Raw genomic sequence first — 18537 nt, forward strand, 5'->3', positions numbered from 1 at the left:
GGGCCTACCCCTTCCGGAGCCGGGCGGCGAAGAAGCCCCCGCCCGGTACCCGAGGAGGCAGCGCCCTGAGGAAGGGTCCATCGCACAGCACCGCGGCCCGCTCGGGACCGAAGATGGGCGCCAGGGGCTCCACGGTGAAGCCCGGCACCCGGGCAAGGAAGTCGTGCACCACCGCGTCGTTCTCCTCGGGCAGCAGCGAGCACGTCGCGTACACCACCAGCGCTCCGGGCTTCACCTGGCCCGCGAGCTCCTCCAGCAGGGCGAGCTGCGTGTCGTGGAACTCCTCCACGGCCTTCGCGGTGAGCTTCCACTTCTGATCCGGCTCCTTCGCCAGCGAGCCCGTCCCGCTGCACGGCGCGTCCACCAGCACCACGTCCGCCTGCGACATGGGCAGTGGATGCGGGAAGGACACGTGGCGCAGGGACAGCTCCCTCGCGCGCTCGCGCGCCTGGGCCAGCCTGCGACGGGAGCGGTCTCCGGCCAGCACCCGCCCGGCTCTCCCCACCTCGTCCGCCAGCGCGAGCGTCTTGCCGCCCGCCCCCGCGCACACGTCCGCCACCGTCCGCCCCGTCAGAGAGCCCTCCAGCGGGCGACAGGCCTCCACGATCAACTGGCTGCCCACGTCCTGCACCTGCAGCCGGCCTTCCTTCATCACCCGCGTCTCGAAGACCCGATGGCTGGCCTCGGCGATGCGCACCGCGTCCAGGGCCACCTCCACCGGCTCCGCGGCCACGCCCTCCTCGGTCAGCCGCGCCAACACCTCGGCCCGCGTGCCCGACGGGCGCGCCCGGAAGTGCAGCGTGGGCTCCTCGTCCAGCGCCGCCAGCATCGCCTCCAACACCGGCTCCGGGTGCAGCTCCGCCAGCCGCTGCACCAACCAGTTGGGGAATGAGTAGCGCGTGGCCAGGCGCTCCGGCCCGGACTCCGGCACCGCCGGCTCCGGCAGCGGCGACTCCACCACCCGGGCCAGCAGATCATCCTTGATGGTGCGCGGGCGCACGGGGCCGGGCAGCTTCACCTCGGGGCCGATGCGCGCCCAGCTCGCGCCACAGAAGAGCCGGCGCCACAGGACGTAGCGCACCAGCGCCTGATCCTCGAGCAGACCGATCTTGCTGGGAGGGTGCCCCAGCGTGCGCGACGCCAGATCCAACAGCCGCTGGTGTCGCGACATCTCCCGCACCGCCAGGGCCGTGAAGCGCCGCTCCTGGCCGCCCAGGCTCTCCGCCTCCCGCAGGGCATTGCCCAACGCGGCCTTCAGCGGCTCGCCCTTCAGGATCGACAGGTGCGCTTCGAGGGCCGCCGTCGCCGCGCGCCGCGAGGGACGCCCCAGGCGATCCTCGTCCAGGAATGTGTCAGGCCAGAGGGTCTTCACGCTCGAACGTTCTGCCGCGCCCCGCTACCCGCGGAGCGCCAGCGAGACGGCCAGACACCCCTCGTGGGTCCGCGCCTCACGCGGTCCGGCCGACAGATAGAAGTATTGCCGCGCCACCCGCCGCTCGCCCTCCACCTCGAGCGAGCCCTCCACCAACATCACGCCCGTCCCCCCGCGATGCGCCGGCCGCGGATGGCTCGTCCCAGGCGCCATCCGCGCCCACAGGCGTCCGCCCGGCTCCTCGAACATCCGGATGCCCTCGGCCACCTGCGTCCACGCCCCCTCCGCGGGCACGGGACCCGCCGCCGCCCGCTCCACCTCGCCACGCAACCCGGCGAAACGCTCCACCAGCGCCAGCATGTCGTCGATCTGGAAGGGCTTGGCGAGCACCGCGTCCGGCTCGTGCGGCCGGAGCATCCTCACCACCTCGTCCGCGGTGGACGCGCTGACGATGGCCACCGGCTGCAGCCGCTTGCGCGCCGCCTCCAGGATGATGCGCCCACCCTCCCCCGTCTCGCCGATGCGCAGATCCGTGATGACGAGCGAGAAGAGCTCCTCGCGCAGCGCCGCCAGCGCCTGGGGCACACTACCGGCCTCCCGGACCTCGGCCTGCTCGGAGATGAGCTCCACCATCCCCTCACGGAGACTGGCGTCATCCTCCACCAGCAGAACCTTCATCGGGGGCCTCCCACCCTGCACTCCTGGAGTCTCACTGCGCACGCCTGGGAGTGCCCCTTCCCATCGGGCGAGAGAACTCCCCGGATTGGCCCTCCCCGGACTCGAACCGGGACGCGGGGTCAGCCGCAGCGGATTTTGAGTCCGCCTCGTCTACCAATTTCGACAGAGGGCCCCTTGGGGTTGGAACAAGCGGACGTATACCGCGATGCCGCGCCGGACGCATCCGAAGATTGCGGTCCCCCACAACGATCGCTAAACGGGCGCCATGTACAACCTTCTCATCGCCCTGGGTGTGGGTGTCGCCATTACCCTGGGTGTCAAGCTCTCCGGCCTCGGTTCCGTCTGGGCCGGCATCATCCCGGGCACCATCGCCTTCGCGGTGACGTACTTCCTGCTCGCCCGGCGTATCGGCAACCAGCTCCAGGTCCTGATGACCTCCGTCCAGAAGGAGCTCCAGGGGCAGCCCACCAGTCAGAAGGAGGCCCAGGCGCGTGTCGAGCGGGCCATCAAGATGTTGGAAACCGGACTCGCCTACGAGAAGTGGCAGTTCCTCGTGGGCCCGGAGATCCACTCCCAGATTGGAATGTTGAAGTACATGTCCAAGGATCTGGACGGGGCCAAGGCGCACTTCGCCAGGGCCAGCCCGCGCAACTACATGGCCAAGGCCATGGAGGGCGCCCTCTACTTCCAGCGCAAGGACTTCGGGGCGATGAAGAAGTCCTTCGAGGCCGCGGTGACCTCCGGCAAGAAGGAGCCCCTGGTGTGGGCCGTCTATGCCTGGTGTCTCACGCAGAACAAGGAGAAGGACGAGGCCCTCAAGGTGCTCGGCCGGGGCGTGGAGGCCAACCCCTCCGACGAGAAGCTGAAGAACAGCCTCTCCGCCCTCCAGAACGACAAGCGGCTGAAGATGAAGCCGTATGAGCCCATGTGGTGGCAGTTCGGCCTCGAGGCGCCTCCTCCCCAGGTGCTCGGCGGCGGGGGCGGCGGCCGGCGCGTTCAGTTCAACCCGCGACGCTGATCACCCGCTGGCGGGAATTCCTACTGGCGGCATACCCGGGAACGCTGCAACTCTTGCCTAGTCGGACGCGTCTCCTCCCAAGGAGGGTGCTGCAAGTCCCTGGAATCACTCTCCCCTCTCCCGGTTTGAAGAGGGGCACGACCCTTGCTCCTGAGGTCGGCACATGACCGGGCGAGCGAGCCCGGGAAGTGAAGAGACAGCGGACTTGGCAGCCGGGGGTCTCGGGTGAAGGAGGAGGGCGTGGAGGGGTGCTCGCCGTGGGCGGCGGCGGAGGATGGGCGGGAGGGTCACCCCTCCGGGCGTGGCACTCGAGACTTTCGGCCTGCCATTACCAGGCAGGCGCAGGAAGTGGAGCGTACCATCATGGAACGGCACGACCGCCAAGGGGAGAGGGCCCTGATCCTGGTCGTGGAGGATGACCCGGGCACTCGCGATAGCCTGGTGGAGTTGCTCACCGCCCGGTTCGACGTACTGGGCGCGAGCGACGGACAGTCGGGACTGCTGCTCGCTCGCGAGCGCCAGCCGGATCTGGTGCTGCTGGATCGCTTCCTGGATCAGGAGGACGGGCTGGCGGTGCTCGAGTCGCTACAGCACGACAAGGCGACCGAGTCCGTACCCGTCATCTTCCTCACCGGTGATTCCGACGAGGCCACGCTGGAGCGGTGCCTCGAAATGGGGGCGGTGGACTTCGTCCACAAGCCGGCGAGCGCGCGCGAATTGATGGCGCGCATCGACCGGGCCCTGCGCCAGAGCGAGCAGCAGCAGAGGCTCCAGGTGCTCGCCCAGACGGACGCCCTCACGGGCCTGGCCAACTTCCGAGCGTTGTCCATCCGGCTGGACGAGGAGTTCAAGCGCTCCAACCGCTACCAATATCCGATGTCCGTGGTGATCATCGACCTGGACCACCTCAAGGCCATCAACGATGGCATGGGGCACGACGTGGGCAATCGGGCGATCCTCGCACTGGCCACTCACCTGCGCACCAACCTGCGCGAGGTGGACTTCGCCGCGCGCTTCGGTGGAGACGAGTTCGTCGCGCTGCTGCCGCACCAGACGGCGGCCGAGGCGGCGGTGTTCGCCGAGCGGATCCGCGCCGGGCTGCGTACCGTGAAGGTCACACGCAGCGACGGGCGGCCGGCGCCCTTCGGGCTGAGCGTGAGCGTGGGCATCGCCGATCACTCGGCCGCCCACCCGAAGGAGAGCACCGACGCGTTGATGGCCGCCGCGGACGCGGCGCTCTACGAGGCCAAGCGTGAGGGGCGCGATCGGGTCGTGGTGTACGGAGCGACGGAGATGCCACCCCCCAAGGTACAGCGGCACTGACAACCAAAACCCCCAGAGGTTCGATGGACGGCGGAGCGAGGGCGCGGATGAACGTGAGCAGGCTGGCGAACGGTTCGAGGGTGGCCATCATCGGGGGGGGGATCGCCGGAGCGGGGCTGGCCGCCTCACTGCTCTTCAATGGCCGGGCCCGCGGATGCGCGCTCGACGTGCGGGTGTACGAGAGCGGTGAGCCGGGCACCATCGCGCCGCCGGCCATGCTCACGCCCGAGTGCCGCTCGCGCCTGGCCGCGCTCGGCTGCCGCGTGCCCCCGGAGTGGCGGGCACACGAGCTGCGCGGGGTGGAGATTCTTTCCCATGGCAACCGCGAGGTGGTGCCCTCCTCGCCGGGTGGCCTGTGGGTGGTGGATGGATGGCCGCAGGGCCAGGGCGGGCTCGCGCTGGTGCGGGAGGTGCTGGCGGGCGCGGCCGCATCCCAGGGTGCTCGCTTCGTTCAGAGGCACGTGGACCGGGTGGAGAACCAGCCCGCGGCGCCGGATGCTCCCGCCGCGGTGCGCAAGAATGGCCCGCTCGTGGTGAGGGCCCAGGGAAGTGGCGAGCGCTTCCACGCGGCCGTGCTGGCCACCGGCGCCGGGCCCTCGCTGGGAGATGCCTTCTTCCCCGGCTTCAAGCCCGCGCCCACCGTGGCGGCCGTGCAGGCGCGGCTGCGGCACGCCTCTCCTCGCCTGTCCGTGACGCCGCTGGCACGGCTGTGGCTCTCCCCTCTTCCCTCGGTGGACGGACTGCTGCTGCTGCCCGGAGCGCACTCGGTGTACGCGCTCGCCTTCGGGGCCACGGTGACGCCGGCGGACCTGTGCCAGGTGCTCATGATGGCGGCCCGCGACGGGCTGGTGGAGGAAGGTTTCGAGCTGGCCGCGCTGGAGACGACGCGGCTGCCCTATGGGCCGGGTCGCACGCTGGTGGCGCCCGGGCAGCTCGCGGTGGGCGCGGCGGCGTTCGGCCACCCGCTCCAGATGGGACTGTCGGAGACGCTCGCCTCGTGCAGCCGCGCGGCGGTGGCGCTGCTGGACGCGGGCCTGGAGGGCCCTGCCCTGGAGCGCCGGTACGTGCGCGAGGGACTCGGCGAGCTGCTCGAGGACTCGGCCGCGGGTGCTCGCGCCGTCACCTGGCTGCGCCGCGCGGGACGTCGCGCGCCCCAGGCCTTCCTGTCGGCCCGCAACCGGGGCTCGTCGGGCGGCATGGGCGGCGGCGTGCTGGGGCTGTCCTCTCCGACTCCGCTGGCCCTGCTGTCCTCGGCGCGGTGGGCGGGCGTGCGCGAGACGATGGCCTCGTGGGTGCGCACGACGGTGGAGCCCCTGCCGGCGACGATCCCCTCGCTGGAGCCGGACCTCTACTACATCGTGGATGACGACGCGGACGCGCGCGAGGCGATGACGCAGCTGCTGGAGTCCACGGGCGCGCGGGTAGTGGCCTTCGCGGACGAGCTGGCGCTGTTCTGCGCGGTGGCGCGTCGGCCCCCCACGGCGATCCTCCTGGACGTGGTGCTGCACTGGGTGGATGGGTTGCGCTTGTGCGAGGGCCTCAAGCAGCACCCGCTCACGCGCGACACCCGCGTGTTCGTGATGAGCGGGTTGAACCGGCCACACGTGCGCCAGCGCGCGCTGGACGCCGGAGCCGAGGCCTTCCTGCCCAAGCCCGTGGAGCCCGAGCGGCTGCTGCGCCTGCTCATGGGCCACGTCGCGGCCGGAGCGCCGGCGACCCAGCCCCATCACGCCTCGCCGGAGAGCTCCGTGTCCGACGAGACGGGCCGCTACGCCTCCTGAGCGAGAGGGCGCTCACAGGCCGTAGTAGGACATGAGGATCCGCTCGAAGAGGCGCGCCGGGAGGAACGCCTTGGTGGACGTGAGCAGCCGCTGGGAGAGGTGGCCCACGCTGTAGCGCACGCCCACCTGCTTCCGGTCCACCAGCTCCAACAGCCGCCGGGCCACGAGCTCGACAGGGGCACCGGCCCGCTCCTCCTTCTCGATGATGCCGAGGGCCGTCTCGAAGGCGCTCCGGTACGGAGAGTCGGGGCCACACCGCTGGACCCGCACACGGTTCTCGGTGATGGGCGTGCGCACGTCTCCAGGCTGGAGCGAGGTGACCTGGATGCCGAACGACGCCACCTCCTGGCGCAGGCTCTCCGTCAGCCCCTCCAGGGCGAACTTGCTGGCGCTGTACAACCCCTGGAACGGCAGGCCCACCACGCCGCCCAGCGAGCTCACGTTGACGATGAGGCCCGAGCCCCGCGCCCGCATGGACGGCAGCACCGCATGGCACACGCGCAGGACGCCGAAGAAGTTGGTGTCGAGCTGGCGCCGCGCCTCCTCCATCGAGGTCTCCTCGATGGGGCCGGCCAGGGCGTAACCGGCGTTGTTCACCACGACGTCGACGTGGCCCTGCTCCTCGAGCACGGTGCTCACCCCCTTCTGGACCGATTCCTCCCGGGTGACGTCCAGCTCCAGCATCCGATAGCCGGTCGGCGCGGGCGATGGCTTGCGGCTCGTACCGTAGACGGTGTGGCCTCGAGCACTCAGCAGCTCCGCGCAGGCCCGGCCAATGCCGGACGACGCCCCGGTAACGAGGACGACCTTCGATCCCTTCGTGCTCATGGCATCTCCCCCTTCGACAACGCATCGGCGTCATACGGAGGCTCCACGAAGATCGCCCCCGCTTCCTTCCGGAACCACGTGAGCTGCCGCTTGGCGTAGCGGCGCGTCTCCTGGGCCGTCTGCTGGATGGCCTCCTCCACCGAGAGCGTCCCGTCCACCACCGCCTTCGCCTGCACGTACCCCACGCTGCGCATGGGCGCCGCCTCCGCGTAACCCCGGGCGATCAGCTCGCGCACCTCGTCCACCAGTCCGCGCTGGAACATGGCGGCGGCGCGCGCGTCGATCACCCGGTACAGCTCCTCGCGCGGCGGCGAGAGCACGTACATCCGAAAGGGATACCGCTCCCCTGCGAACGCGTGCTCCTTGCGGAACTCGGAGGCCGGTCTGCCCGTCTGCTTGTGGATCTCCAGCGCCCGGATGATTCGCACCAGATCCCTCGGGGGCAGCTTCGCCGCGGTCTCCGGATCCACCTCGGCGAGCTTGCGGTGCACGGCCTCCCGGCCCTCGGCGGCGGCGAGTGCCTCCAGCTCGGCGCGCAGCTCGGGATCCGCGCCCGGGGCCTCCACCAGACCGTGCAGCAGGATTCGGAGGTACATCCCCGTGCCGCCCACCACGAAGACGGGCTTGCCCCTCGAGGTGATGTCCGCGATGGCCGCGTCGGCCTGGCGCTGGTACTCGGCGGCGGAGAACGGCTCGAGCGGCTCCACCACGGAGACGAGATGGTGCGGCACCGCGGCCAGCTCCTCCGCCGAGGGCTTCGCCGTACCGATATCGAAGTACCGGTACACCTGCTGCGAGTCCGCGCTGACGATCTCCCCACCCCGCCGGCGGGCCAGCTCGATGGCGATCGCTGTCTTTCCGGATGCCGTGGGTCCGGCGATGACGGTGAGGTGGGGCTTCATCGACACTCCAGGGATGCTCGTACCACGTCATTGGAGGATACTCGCCGCCAAACCTGATCGAAGGAGGACTCCCATTCTCCCGTTGCTAGCCGTGGTCGCGCTGGTGAGCGCCGCCGCCCCCTCCCAACCCGACACCCTCCTCCGGCAGCTCACGGAGACGAGATACTTCAACCTGGGCCGGCCGATGGCGGTGCGGATCACCCCCGATGAAGGGACGGTGCTCTTCCTCCGGAGCCCGCCCACGTCGGGCGCGAGCTCGTTGTTCTCATTCGACCCCGCCACCGGACAAACCCGCGAGGTGCTCACGCCGGAGAGCGTCATCGCTGGCGCGGAGGAGACCCTGTCGCCCGAGGAGAAGGTTCGCCGTGAGCGGATGCGCGTCTCGGGCCGTGGCTTCACCTCGTACTCGCTCTCCAGCGATGGCCAGAAGGTGCTGCTCTCGCTCTCGGGCAAGCTCTATGTCGTCGAGCGCGGCTCCGGAAAGGTCACCCAGCTCCGAACGGGCGAGTGGCCCGTCGACCCGCGGTTCTCCCCCGATGGCCGGCAGATCGCCTATGTCCGGGACAACGACGTGTTCCGCGTCGAGCTCGCCACCAACAAGGAGCACCGGCTCACTCGTGGAGGCACTCCCGAGCGGACGCACGGCCTCGCCGAGTTCGTGGCGATGGAAGAGATGGGCCGCTTCTCCGGCTACTGGTGGAGCCCCGACGCGAAGCACATCGCCTATGCCGAGGCCGATACGTCCGGCGTCGAGAAGCTCAACCTCGTCGATCCGGCGAACCCCGAGCGGGGCGCCCAACCGTTCGCGTACCCACGTCCCGGCAAGCCGAACGCCAGGGTGCGGCTCCTCGTCGCACCGGTCACGGGTGGCGCGGCGAAGGAGATCCGGTGGGACGCCGAGAAGTACCCCTACCTGGCGACGGTGAGGTGGCCGAAGAAGGGCCCGCTCACCCTGCTGGTGCAGAACCGCGCGCAGACGGAGGAAGTGCTCCTCGCGGCGGATCCGCGGACGGGCCAGACGCGCCCACTCCTCATCGAGAAAGATGACGCGTGGCTCCAGCTGGATCAGAGCTTCCCCGAGTGGTTGGAGGACGGCAGCGGCTTTCTCTGGTCCACCGAGCGCAACGGGGCACCCGAAGTGGAGCTCCGCCGCGCCGACGGAAGCCTGGCACGATCGCTGGTGAAGCCGGACGCCGGATTCCGGACGCTGGTGAGCTATCAGCCGAAGGACGATGTCCTGTACTTCCTGGGCGGGCCGAACCCGACCGAGCAGTACCTGTGGCGGGTCAAAGGCGGCGGTGAGCCCGAGCGCGTCACCTCGGGCGGCCCCGCGCTCGAAAGGGCGATTGTCTCCGACCGGGGCGGATTGATCGTCGTCATGAGCGAAGGACCAACGAGCCTGCGCCGGGTGTACGTCCATCGAGCCGATGGGACGCGCCTCGGCGAGCTGCCTTCCGTCGCGCGCGAGCCCCCGTACCAGCCCCGGTTCGAATTGCGGCAGGTCGGACCCGAACGGTTCTGGACCTCGATCGTGCGGCCCCGGAACTTCAAGCCGGGCGTGAAGCTGCCGGTCATCGTCGAGATCTACGGAGCCGCCTATCCGCTGGTTCATCAAAGCATGGCGATGAACCTCACCGCACAGTGGATCGCGGACCACGGCTTCATCGTGGTGAAGCTCGATGGCCGCGGAACGTCGCTGCGCGATCGCGCGTGGGAACGGAAGATCAAGTTCGACTTCGTCGGCGTGCTCGATGATCAGATCGCCGCGCTGAGGGCGCTCGCCGCCGAGGTGCCGGAGATGGACCTCTCGCGCGTGGGCATCGAGGGGTGGAGCCACGGCGGGTACATGGCCGCGTTCGCGGTGCTCTCACGCCCGGACGTCTTCAAGGCCGCGTTCGCCGGCGCCCCGGTGACGGACTGGCGCGACTACGACAGCCACCTCTCCGAGCGCTACCTCGGGCTGCCGGAGGAGCATCCCGAGGCGTACGAGAAGAACTCGCTGCTCACCTACGCGAAGGCCGACAAGCCCATCGGCAAGCTGCTGCTCGTCCACGGCACCGCCGACGACAACGTCTTCTTCTCGCACACGTTGAAGCTCTCGGATGCGCTGTTCCGCGCGGGCAAGCCTCATGAAGTGCTGCCGCTGAGCGGGCTCACCCACATGCTCGCCGACCCCGACGTGCACGAGCGGGTCTGGGCGAGGATGATGCGCCACTTCCAGGAGAATCTCTGAGCTTCGTTCGGGTCAGCGTTCCAGAGCCGCGCGCACCACGTTCACGGCGGACGCATCCCGCGCGAAGACGAGCCGGGCCGTCTCCACGCTCGCCAGCAGACGGCTCGCCGCACTCAGCAGGTAACGGCGTCCGGCGGCGAAGGCCTCGGGCAGGAGCGCATTGAGCAGCAGCACCCGCGCCACCTCTCCCGCCCCCTGCGCTTCCCATCGCGAGGCCGCATCCCAACCCAGCGTCCCCACCACGCGCAGGGATGCCTCCTGGGGAACACCCACGTTCCACGGCGTCCCGGCCGCGCGCCAGCCGTCCGCCTCGGGCCACACCGCCACCAACTCGTCCGTCAGCACCGTGCCACCGGCCCTCGCCCACAACGCCCCCAGGGTGCTCTTCCCCGCTCCCGAGTGTCCCGTCCAGAGGGCGGCCCGGCCCTGGTGCTCCACCGCCACCCCGTGCACCAGCAGGCCTCCGCGCCTCGCCAGTTCCCCGGCCAGCATCACCTTCAACACCGTGTCCACGGGGAAGCGGCCCTCGCCCGTCACGGTGGCGCTCCGGCCCTCGGGGGCGATGTCCGCGACGTAGTCCTCCCCATCCACCCGCAGGCCTCCACCGGGGGCCGGGCGAGGCTCGGGCAGGGATCGCACACCCGGCGTAGCACCCGAAACGGACGGGCGCAGCACACGGACATGCGCCCGGGCCGGCGCCGAGGTGAGGAACGCCGGGAAGGCGCGGGCGAGCGCCTCCTCCAACGCCGGCTCCTCGGACTCGAGCGCCACCGTCCAACCCGCCAGCGAGAGCGTCACCCCATGGGATGGATGAACCTCATGGCAGGTCCGGGCACGAGGCCGGAATGTCGCAGCCGAAGTCGTCGCGGAAGGACACCTGCGCGAGCGCGACGAAGGCCTGCGCCCAGAGCACCGCGGGCGGCTCGTAGACGCGTGAGCCCGTTGCCGGCCCCGACTCCCTCGCGTCGGGCACGGGCGGGGTTCCACTGGAGGCAGGAGAGCGCTCGTGTGTCATGGGGCCTCAAGGGAACGGCACCTGGAAGGCGCAGACGCGGCCGTCCTGGGTGCCCACGTGGAGACGCGACACGGTGCTGTCCACCGTGGGCGTGCCAATGGCCAGCGCGCCGGGGAGGGAGACCTGCTTGCCGTCCGCGCCCGTGGTGAAGTCGAGCTCGTGCAGCTTCTCGTCCTTGCCGCCGACGTAGAGGCGCTGCACGCCGCCGCTGGTGAACGAGAAGTTCCCGGACGGGCTCGGGATGGGGGTGGACCAGACCTTCTTCGCCGTGGTGCCCGAGGAGGAGGTGGTGACGCTCCAGCGCTCCACCCTGCCCTCCGCGTCGCTGGCGCCCAGGATGCTCACGACGAAGCCACCATTCACCGGCCGGGCGAACTGGGAGAACGCGGGCACGGAAGCCGAGGGTCGGCTCGCCACGGACACGCTCCAGGCGACCGTCATCCCCACCATGTCGAGGCCGTACACCCCGCCATCGCTGTTCGTCACGAGCGCCAGGGGCGTCGCCGAGCCATAGCGGACGATGCCGAAGTCGATGTCCCCGAGAGACAACCGGGCCAGCTCGTTGCCGGTGAGGGAGTCCAGGATGCGCAGCGAGGCCAGGGTTCCCCCATTGGAGCGGGCGCCCACGTACAGACGGTTGTACGTGTAGTCGATCAGCATGCCCCCGCTGACCATGCCGAGGTCTCCCGGGGCGTACGTCCACACGGGCGCGCCGCTGGCGGCATCGAGCGCCACCACCTTGTTGTCGGTGCCGGTGCTCTGCCGTGTGGCGAAGAAGGCCAGGTCGCGCCCGGGGAAGGCCGCCTTGTAGGCCGCGTTGGTGCTGGAGGTGTTGTAGAGCTGCGCCACCGGGAAGGACTGGATGGTGCCGAGCGACGTGGTGCTCCGCCAGAGGACCTCGCCGGTGTTGGTGCGGATGACGTAGGTGAAGCCCGCCTGGTCTCCAGTGAGGATGTACTGGCCGGGCAGGCCGTACAGCGGGACGACGGGGAAGCGGCTCTGCACGGCGCCCTCGAGCCGCACGGGCCGCCAGCGCTCGTCGCCATCGAGCGGGGGCGTGGACGTGTTCGTCAGGTGGGCCGTCACGCGCCCCGAGGTGTTGGAGGTGAAGATGCCCACGCCGAGCTCGGTGATGGGCTGCTGCAGCGTGGAGAAGCCGACGCTGTAGCACCACAGCGGCTGGCCGGGCCCGCGACTCGTGGGAACGGACTTCAGCCCGAGCGACTGCGGCGCGTTGCCGGGCGAATACCGGTGCAGCGCGTCATGGTTGTGGACCCGGTAGACGTAGGCCGTACCGTTGACGAGCCCGGTGTCCTCGACGGTGGAGGCCACGCTCAGCTCGTCCGCGTACACCACTGTCGCGTTGCCCACCGTCTCGCCTGGCGTGTACCGCCGGCCCGGCTCGGGCGCGGTGTCGGGGGCGGCGCCCACGGCGCGCAACACGAGCACTCCGTCATGCTCGGACGGGTTGGTCCACACCAGCGTATTGCGGCCCTGCCCGGCGATCGCCACCAGCGACTCCACCTCGGGCACCACGCGGTTGACGAACACGGTGACCGGCGCGTCCACGCGGAGCGTGTTGGTGGTGGTTCCGCTCACCTGTGTCAGCTCCAACTGGTGGCTGAAGGCGGTGTCGCTGGTGACGGTGCCGATGGCGGAGTAGTCGAGCGAGAAGGTCTTCTGTGTGCCCGGAGTGATGCCGGGCTGGCCGGAGGGCGCCGTCCAGGTGTAGCCCTTGTTGGAGCTCGTGCCCCAGCCGCTGTGATCATTGGCGAACGGACTCGCCGAGACGGTGAAGAAGGCCGGGTCCGGAGTGAGCAGCTTCACGGTCCGGAGCTCCACCGTGCCTCCGTTGTAGAGGGTGTACTGGAGCGTCCGGTTCTTCGCGCCGGAGATGAGCGAGGAGGGTTCGATGGCCAACCGGTGCTCCACGATGCGCCCCTGCGCGGAGACCACCAGGCCCGTGTTGATGGGGGTGGTGCCACGCACGGCGTCCGCCTGGCTCTCGAACTGGAAGGTGCTCCCGATGGGGCCCTCCATCCGGTACTTCCAGATGAAGGAGAGGGACGAGCCGGGGCCAAGCGATGCGGCGCTCGCGGGAGTGGGTCCGCTCAGCAACGAGGGCACCGCCGTCCCCACGAAGCCGGGCGCGCGGGGGACCACCTCCCGGTACGTGGACAGGGACGGGTTGGACACCACGAGGCGGACCGTGACCGTATCGCCCGGAGCGATGCTGGCGGGCAGCGCCTCGAGAAGCGCCGGGAAGCTGCTCACGTTCACCTGGAGCGAGGAGGTCGGCGCGGTGCTCACCGTGCCATTGCCCGCCGAGGCATGGAAGACGGCCGTCCCCTCCCCCGTGGATTGCAGCTTCCCCGTGAAGGCGCCGGTGGAACCAGGATCCAGGGAGAGCGAGGCGGGAGAGAAGGCCGTCACCGTCCGGTCGAAGGCCGCGCTGCCCACCACCACCGGGCCACTCAGGGTGATGTTGGCCTGATTCACCAGCGAGCGGTTCACGACGATGAGTTGCACCGTGACGTTGCCCCCGAGTTGAAGGGTCCGCGGAAGCACCGTGAGGGTCGCGGACAGACCCACGCGCTTCCAGCGCGCCAGCGTCGGGTCACCGGAGAACGACGTGTTGGTGCACATGTCACGCGCCTCGGAGGCCTTCTTGCTGGCATTGCCGGCCACCAACGCGTCGGTGGCGTCGGCGTTGGCCGCGATGCCCACGAGCCGCAGCGTGAAGCGCGCGGAGGCTCCCGGCGCGAGCCCGAACGACCCGGGACAGGCGCCACCCGCCCGATAGGTGATGCGACGCTCCTTGCGATCGATGGTGCTCACCGTCCAGCCCGCCGGTGCATCGCCACCATCGACGTCGTAGGCGGTGCCATCGACCGCGAGGCTGATCTCGTTGAGGGGGCGGGTGCTGGTGGAGGTGTTGCGGACCTCGAAGACGAGCGAGGAGATCTCCCCCATGACGGAGGTGCCATCGACCGGCGTGACGGTCCACGCGTTCTGGGCCAGCGCGGCGGCAGGGAGCAGCAGGAGCAGGATCGGGAGCAGGCGTGCGTTCATGGCGGGCCTCCTCAGCGCTCCAGGGTGAAGGAGACGGCGGTCAGGGGCGAGCCATCGACGAAGAAGCGCGCCTCCCACCTCCCGCTCAGTCCATGGAGGGGAATGTTCGTCCCCGCCACCGGCAGACTGAAGACGAGCTCGCGAGCCTCCGTGGGGACGACGGCCTCCACCATGCGGGTGTGCTTCTCGTAGGCCGCGGGGCCGGGGGCCAGGAACTCCGCGTCCACCGACACCGAGCCCACGAGGCCGCTCACGCGCAGCCGCACCTCCACCGCCGTCACGTCCGACAGGCCCCGCGTGCCCTCGGGCACGTAGAGCACCTCCGCCCTGCCCACTCGCGGCGGCAGCGGAGGCGTGGACCTCACGGACGGGGAGATGCCGTTCCATGACACCTCGACGGGGATCACGGGTCCGGCGTCCGACGGCGGCGCCTCTTCTCCAGGAAAGCTGGGAGGAGCCCCCTCATCACAGGCCGCCAGCCACAGGACCACCGACGCCATCTCGAGCGCTTTCATCGAAGCACCTCCCCTGCGTCCAACAGCCCATGACCCGCGAGCCGCTCGAGGAACCGCAGGCAGTCCTCGAGCACCCGCTCCACGTCCATGCCGTACTCGTGCGCCACCACGCCGGCGATTTCCCGCGCGGTGCGCGTCCCGTCACTCAGCTCCCAGATACGCGCCGCGGTGTCGTTGAGGCCCCGCAGCATCCGTCCTTCCGGATCCAACACCACGAAGTCCGAGCCGAAGCGTTGCCCGTCCGCGCCCTCGCGTCGGCGGGGGATTCTGTCGGCCCGGAAGCTCATGCGCGCCTCCGTCCGAGCAGCGCCGCCAGCCCGCGCTTCACCGCCACGCGCCAACGGCCCCAGCGCCGTGGCCCCTGGTCCCATCGGCCTGGCGCGAGCACCTCGCCGCCCCGGCGTACCAGGCACACCCGCCCCAGCACCCGCGCACGCGGTAGCGGCGGATCCTCCGCCCAGGCGTTGTCCCCGAGCAGCACGCACGTGTCCGCGTCACTCCGGCGCACGCGGTGCACCACCAGCGCATGCGCGAAGCGCGCGAGCACCACCTCACCGGGACGCGGCGCCTCCACCAGCGGCTCCACGCCCGCCAGGTCCCCCGAACGCAACGAGGGCCACATGCTGTCTCCCCGGATGGGAATCCAGCACAGGCCCTCGTCTCGACGTTCGTGCGTCCAGTCTGGAGGCATGACTGGAACGGAATTGTAACGTCACCTTCGCGTCACACCAAGCCGGCGACCGCTCCAAACCCTTGGATTCTCAAGGGTTTTGCAGGTTTTCCCAGTTATTGGGATTTGAGAATGGTGCGCAGCGTCTGGGCCAGCTCGTCGAGCCGCACGGGCGTGGGATCGCCCCCCGCCATGCGCTTGAGCTGGGCCTGGCCGCTCTGACGCTCGGCCTCGCCGAGCACCAGTGTGAAGACGGCGCCCACCTTGTCCGCGCGCTTCATCTGGCTCTTGAGGCTGCCGCCGCGCGTGTCGAACTCCACGCGGAAGCCCTCGCGGCGCAGCCGGCTGGTCAGCGTGAAGCCCGCGTCCGCCGAGCCCTCGTCCGCCACCGCGATGAAGAGATCCGTCCGCCGCCCGAACTGCTGACCGCTCTCCTTGAGCAGCAGACAGAGCCGATCCAACCCCAGTCCGAAGCCCACTGCGGGCACGTCCGGCCCGCCCAGGCTCTTCACCAGCTTGTCGTAGCGGCCTCCACCGCCCACGGTGCTGGCGGTGCCCAGCACGGGGTGCGCGGCGATGAACTCGAACGTGGTGCGCGTGTAGTAGTCCAGCCCGCGCATGATGCGGGGGTTGACGACGTATTTGATCTCCAGCGCGTCCAGCTTGCGCTGCACCTCGGCGAAGTGCGCGCGGCACGGATCGCACAGCGACTCGAGGATGTTGGGCGCGGCGCTGGCGATCTGCTGGCAGCGCTCGTTCTTGCAGTCGAGCACCCGCAGCGGGTTCTTCTCCAGGCGCACCTGGCAGTCCGAGCACAGCTCGCTCGAGTGCGCACGCAGGTGCTCCACCAACCGCGTCTGGTAGGCGGGCCGGCACGCGTCGTCGCCCAGCGAGTTGATGTTGAGCGACACGTCCGTCAGCCCCAGCTTGAGCAGGAGCTGCACGACCATGTCCATCAGCTCCACGTCCTGAGCGGGCTCCTTGGAGCCGTAGCCCTCGGCGCCGATCTGGTGGAATTGACGGTAGCGGCCCGTCTTCATCCGCTCGTAGCGGAACATGGGGCCCATGTAGAACCAGCGAGTGAGCGGCTCCTGGTTCACCACCGAGTGCTCGATGTACGCGCGCGCCGCCGGAGCGGTGCCCTCGGGACGCAGGGACAGGCTGCGGCCGCCCTTGTCCTCGAAGGTGTACATCTCCTTGCCGACGATGTCGGTCGTCTCGCCCACGCTGCGCACGAAGAGCGCGGTGTCCTCCACCATGGGCGTGCGCACCTCACCGTAGCCGAAGAGCGAGAACAGCTCCCGGGCGGTGCGCTCGACGTGCTGCCAGACCTCCACGTCGCCGGGGAGGATGTCGTTCATGCCCTTGACGCCGGTGATCTTCTGACTCACGGAATTTCTCCAATACGCCGGCCCATGCGAACCACCGCCTCGGGCTGGAAGCTGTCGTCCCACTTCACGCGCCCCGGCTCGAAGACGAGGATGACGGTGGAGCCCATCTCGAAGCGGCCCAGCTCCCCACCCTTCTCCACGGGGATGGGGGTGTCGAAGCGGTGCACCTTGCCCGGCTTGCCCTCGTGGGTGATGACGTCCTCGTACGCGGCGCGGATGCGCGACACGCACGTGGCGCCCACCTTCACCACGGCGCACTTGCCGGCCACGGTGTCCAGGTACGTGACGAGCCGCTCGTTGACGCAGAAGAGCGCCTGCTTGTTCTTCACCGAGGCCGGGTTGACGGGCCAGAACTCACCGGGGATGTACGAGTACCCGGTGATCTTCCCGCCCAGCGGCGAGTGGATGCGGTGGTAGTCGCGCGGGGACAGGTAGATGGTGGTCCAGGCGCCGCCGTGGAAGGGCTTCGCGGCCGTCTCGTCCCCGAGCAGCTCGCCCACGGTGTAGTGGATGCCCTTGGCCTGCATCACCCGCCCGTGCTCGGCGTAGCCCACCTGGGACACGGCGCCGTCCACCGGAGACACCACCACCTTCTCGCCCGGATCCACGGGACGCGAGCCGACCTTCAGCCCGCGGGTGAAGAACTCCGCGAACGTGGGGTAGTGCTCCAGGGCGTGCTCCGCCTCGGCCAGGTCCACGTTGTACGCCTTGGCGAAGGCCTTGATGGCGGCCCGGTGCAACGGCGCCGGAGCGGGCAGGCGCGTGGCCATCCCCACCGCCGTGGACAGGGCGGACTTGGGGAGGATCTGCATCAGCTTCATGAAGGTCTGTTCGTTCATGACCCGTGGTTTCCGCGTGAAGGATTCTGGGAGTTGGATGCGCGAGGCCGCTTCAGCGACCGCCGTCCGGGGTGGAGCCGGTCGTACCGCCGTCGCTGGGGATCTCCTGGATCGCGCTCCGGGGCACCATACCGAGCACCTTGCCGTCTTCGACGATCAACAATTGATCCTGCAGCTGGCCATACTGCTGGCGACACGCCAGGCGGTCCGCCAATTCCCAGCGATCGCGGGGTCCACGACCCTTGACCTCCAACTGCTCGCCCTTCTGGAAGCAGCCGGAGAAGGCGCTCGCCAGCTCGGACACCGGAGTGCCGATCCCAGGAGCGCCCGCCGTTCCGGCGTCGGTGCCAGCGTCGACGGCCGCTTCAGGGGTCTCGACGTTCGAGGGGGGCTCCGCGGCCCTGGCGGCGGCGGTGGAATCCGCGGGCATCGTCCCCGGCTCGCGAATCTGCTCCAGGACGTCGGCCTTGGCCTGGTCCCGGGCCGCGGCCAGCTGCTTGCCCGCATTGATGCGTGCGCGCAGTTCGTTGGCCGCCGCCGCGTCCAGACTATCCGCCGGGACCTGGGCGAGCAGGGACTCCACCTCGGCCAGTTCCGGATCCACGAAGGCGTCATCCCCCTTCGCCGCGTACAGCTTGCCGAAGCGCGTATGCGCCTGGGCGTACGCCTCGGAGGGCTGGGCGGGCTTGCGGCAAGCCAAGGGAGCCGCGGACAACAAGAGAGCCGTCAGGAGGCCGGCGAGCGTCCGGCCGCGAAAGGAGCTGTAGGTACGCACGGGGCCGGTTTTCTACGCCATTTCCAGGCCGCCGCGCCCCTTTTTCGTGCCTCCCTGCTTCCTGGCCGACTCACGCCCATGCCGGCAGTGAGCCCGGGCGCCTGACGGGCCCTGGTCGAGGAACC

General features: G+C 70.0%; 17 protein-coding genes and 1 tRNA gene. 4 read left to right on the plus strand and 14 right to left on the minus strand.

Annotation, left to right across the window (positions count from 1 at the left end; all coding sequences use genetic code 11):
* Window positions 1-4 precede the first annotated feature (4 nt).
* From JQX13_RS41435 to JQX13_RS41445, 3 genes are all read right to left on the minus strand, one after another.
* Window positions 5-1372: an RsmB/NOP family class I SAM-dependent RNA methyltransferase gene (locus JQX13_RS41435; RefSeq protein WP_239014165.1), complete on the minus strand. Its 1368-nt coding sequence runs from the start codon at window positions 1370-1372 to the stop codon at window positions 5-7.
* 24 nt (window positions 1373-1396) lie between these two features.
* Window positions 1397-2050, minus strand: coding sequence for a response regulator (locus tag JQX13_RS41440; RefSeq protein WP_203404920.1), 654 nt, complete (start codon window positions 2048-2050; stop codon window positions 1397-1399).
* An 86-nt stretch (window positions 2051-2136) separates the two neighbouring features.
* Window positions 2137-2222: transfer RNA gene (locus JQX13_RS41445), tRNA-Leu, on the minus strand.
* A 93-nt stretch (window positions 2223-2315) separates the two neighbouring features.
* Between JQX13_RS41445 and JQX13_RS41450 the strand changes: the two genes are divergently transcribed.
* The 3 genes from JQX13_RS41450 to JQX13_RS41460 all read left to right on the plus strand — a co-directional run bounded on the left by JQX13_RS41450 (window position 2316) and on the right by JQX13_RS41460 (window position 6172).
* Window positions 2316-3068 carry a tetratricopeptide repeat protein gene (locus tag JQX13_RS41450; RefSeq protein ID WP_203404921.1) on the plus strand — a complete coding sequence of 251 codons (753 nt, stop codon included), beginning with the start codon at window positions 2316-2318 and terminating at the stop codon, window positions 3066-3068.
* A 363-nt stretch (window positions 3069-3431) separates the two neighbouring features.
* Window positions 3432-4391: a diguanylate cyclase gene (locus JQX13_RS41455; protein ID WP_203404922.1), complete on the plus strand. Its 960-nt coding sequence runs from the start codon at window positions 3432-3434 to the stop codon at window positions 4389-4391.
* 47 nt (window positions 4392-4438) lie between these two features.
* Window positions 4439-6172 carry a response regulator gene (locus JQX13_RS41460; RefSeq protein ID WP_203404923.1) on the plus strand — a complete coding sequence of 578 codons (1734 nt, stop codon included), beginning with the start codon at window positions 4439-4441 and terminating at the stop codon, window positions 6170-6172.
* 12 nt (window positions 6173-6184) lie between these two features.
* Here JQX13_RS41460 and JQX13_RS41465 read toward each other — a convergent pair whose 3' ends face one another.
* Both JQX13_RS41465 and miaA read right to left on the minus strand, forming a co-directional pair.
* Window positions 6185-7000 (minus strand): SDR family oxidoreductase, encoded by an 816-nt coding sequence (locus JQX13_RS41465; RefSeq protein WP_203404924.1) that lies wholly within the window; start codon window positions 6998-7000, stop codon window positions 6185-6187.
* Window positions 6997-7902: a tRNA (adenosine(37)-N6)-dimethylallyltransferase MiaA gene (gene miaA, locus JQX13_RS41470; protein ID WP_203404925.1), complete on the minus strand. Its 906-nt coding sequence runs from the start codon at window positions 7900-7902 to the stop codon at window positions 6997-6999. The genes JQX13_RS41465 and miaA overlap by 4 nt, the downstream gene beginning before the upstream one ends.
* A gap of 13 nt (window positions 7903-7915) precedes the next feature.
* Between miaA and JQX13_RS41475 the strand changes: the two genes are divergently transcribed.
* The gene (locus JQX13_RS41475) at window positions 7916-10135 is read left to right on the plus strand and encodes a S9 family peptidase (protein ID WP_203412447.1); all 2220 of its coding nucleotides are present in this window, start codon (window positions 7916-7918) and stop codon (window positions 10133-10135) included.
* A gap of 12 nt (window positions 10136-10147) precedes the next feature.
* On the opposite strand, the gene JQX13_RS41480 is transcribed toward JQX13_RS41475, so the two are convergent.
* From JQX13_RS41480 to JQX13_RS41520, 9 genes are all read right to left on the minus strand, one after another.
* Entirely contained in the window at window positions 10148-10933 is a 786-nt protein-coding gene (locus JQX13_RS41480) for a hypothetical protein (protein WP_203404926.1), read from the minus strand.
* A 19-nt stretch (window positions 10934-10952) separates the two neighbouring features.
* Window positions 10953-11150, minus strand: a complete 198-nt coding sequence (locus JQX13_RS41485; protein ID WP_203404927.1) for a hypothetical protein — start codon at window positions 11148-11150, stop codon at window positions 10953-10955.
* Window positions 11151-11156: 6 nt separating this feature from the next.
* Entirely contained in the window at window positions 11157-14222 is a 3066-nt protein-coding gene (locus tag JQX13_RS41490; protein WP_203404928.1) for a PQQ-binding-like beta-propeller repeat protein, read from the minus strand.
* An 11-nt stretch (window positions 14223-14233) separates the two neighbouring features.
* Window positions 14234-14737, minus strand: a complete 504-nt coding sequence (locus tag JQX13_RS41495; RefSeq protein ID WP_203404929.1) for a hypothetical protein — start codon at window positions 14735-14737, stop codon at window positions 14234-14236.
* Window positions 14734-15024, minus strand: a complete 291-nt coding sequence (locus JQX13_RS41500) for a PqqD family protein (RefSeq protein ID WP_203404930.1) — start codon at window positions 15022-15024, stop codon at window positions 14734-14736. Before JQX13_RS41500 ends, JQX13_RS41495 begins: the two co-directional genes overlap by 4 nt.
* Window positions 15021-15428, minus strand: coding sequence for a S24/S26 family peptidase (locus tag JQX13_RS41505; protein ID WP_343211042.1), 408 nt, complete (start codon window positions 15426-15428; stop codon window positions 15021-15023). Before JQX13_RS41505 ends, JQX13_RS41500 begins: the two co-directional genes overlap by 4 nt.
* Before the next feature lie 95 nt (window positions 15429-15523).
* On the minus strand, window positions 15524-16768 hold the full coding sequence (gene hisS, locus JQX13_RS41510; protein WP_239015468.1) for a histidine--tRNA ligase: 1245 nt from the start codon (window positions 16766-16768) through the stop codon (window positions 15524-15526).
* 26 nt (window positions 16769-16794) lie between these two features.
* Window positions 16795-17637: an archaetidylserine decarboxylase gene (gene asd, locus JQX13_RS41515; protein ID WP_203404933.1), complete on the minus strand. Its 843-nt coding sequence runs from the start codon at window positions 17635-17637 to the stop codon at window positions 16795-16797.
* A 52-nt stretch (window positions 17638-17689) separates the two neighbouring features.
* Entirely contained in the window at window positions 17690-18412 is a 723-nt protein-coding gene (locus JQX13_RS41520; RefSeq protein ID WP_203404934.1) for a hypothetical protein, read from the minus strand.
* Between the last annotated feature and the right edge of the window lie 125 nt (window positions 18413-18537).

The sequence above is a fragment of the Archangium violaceum genome (assembly GCF_016859125.1).
Lineage (GTDB): Bacteria > Myxococcota > Myxococcia > Myxococcales > Myxococcaceae > Archangium > Archangium violaceum_A.

Excerpts from the sequence above, each read along its gene's own strand:
- JQX13_RS41440 (WP_203404920.1), bottom strand. The coding sequence starts at position 2,050 with ATGAAGGTTCTGCTGGTGGAGGATGACGCCAGTCTCCGTGAGGGGATG.
- JQX13_RS41450 (WP_203404921.1), top strand. The coding sequence starts at position 2,316 with ATGTACAACCTTCTCATCGCCCTGGGTGTGGGTGTCGCCATTACCCTG.
- JQX13_RS41455 (WP_203404922.1), top strand. The coding sequence starts at position 3,432 with ATGGAACGGCACGACCGCCAAGGGGAGAGGGCCCTGATCCTGGTCGTG.
- JQX13_RS41460 (WP_203404923.1), top strand. The coding sequence starts at position 4,439 with ATGAACGTGAGCAGGCTGGCGAACGGTTCGAGGGTGGCCATCATCGGG.
- JQX13_RS41465 (WP_203404924.1), bottom strand. The coding sequence starts at position 7,000 with ATGAGCACGAAGGGATCGAAGGTCGTCCTCGTTACCGGGGCGTCGTCC.
- miaA (WP_203404925.1), bottom strand. The coding sequence starts at position 7,902 with ATGAAGCCCCACCTCACCGTCATCGCCGGACCCACGGCATCCGGAAAG.
- JQX13_RS41475 (WP_203412447.1), top strand. The coding sequence starts at position 7,916 with ATGCTCGTACCACGTCATTGGAGGATACTCGCCGCCAAACCTGATCGA.
- JQX13_RS41485 (WP_203404927.1), bottom strand. The coding sequence starts at position 11,150 with ATGACACACGAGCGCTCTCCTGCCTCCAGTGGAACCCCGCCCGTGCCC.
- JQX13_RS41490 (WP_203404928.1), bottom strand. The coding sequence starts at position 14,222 with ATGAACGCACGCCTGCTCCCGATCCTGCTCCTGCTGCTCCCTGCCGCC.
- JQX13_RS41495 (WP_203404929.1), bottom strand. The coding sequence starts at position 14,737 with ATGAAAGCGCTCGAGATGGCGTCGGTGGTCCTGTGGCTGGCGGCCTGT.
- JQX13_RS41500 (WP_203404930.1), bottom strand. The coding sequence starts at position 15,024 with ATGAGCTTCCGGGCCGACAGAATCCCCCGCCGACGCGAGGGCGCGGAC.
- JQX13_RS41505 (WP_343211042.1), bottom strand. The coding sequence starts at position 15,428 with ATGCCTCCAGACTGGACGCACGAACGTCGAGACGAGGGCCTGTGCTGG.
- hisS (WP_239015468.1), bottom strand. The coding sequence starts at position 16,768 with ATGAACGACATCCTCCCCGGCGACGTGGAGGTCTGGCAGCACGTCGAG.
- asd (WP_203404933.1), bottom strand. The coding sequence starts at position 17,637 with ATGAACGAACAGACCTTCATGAAGCTGATGCAGATCCTCCCCAAGTCC.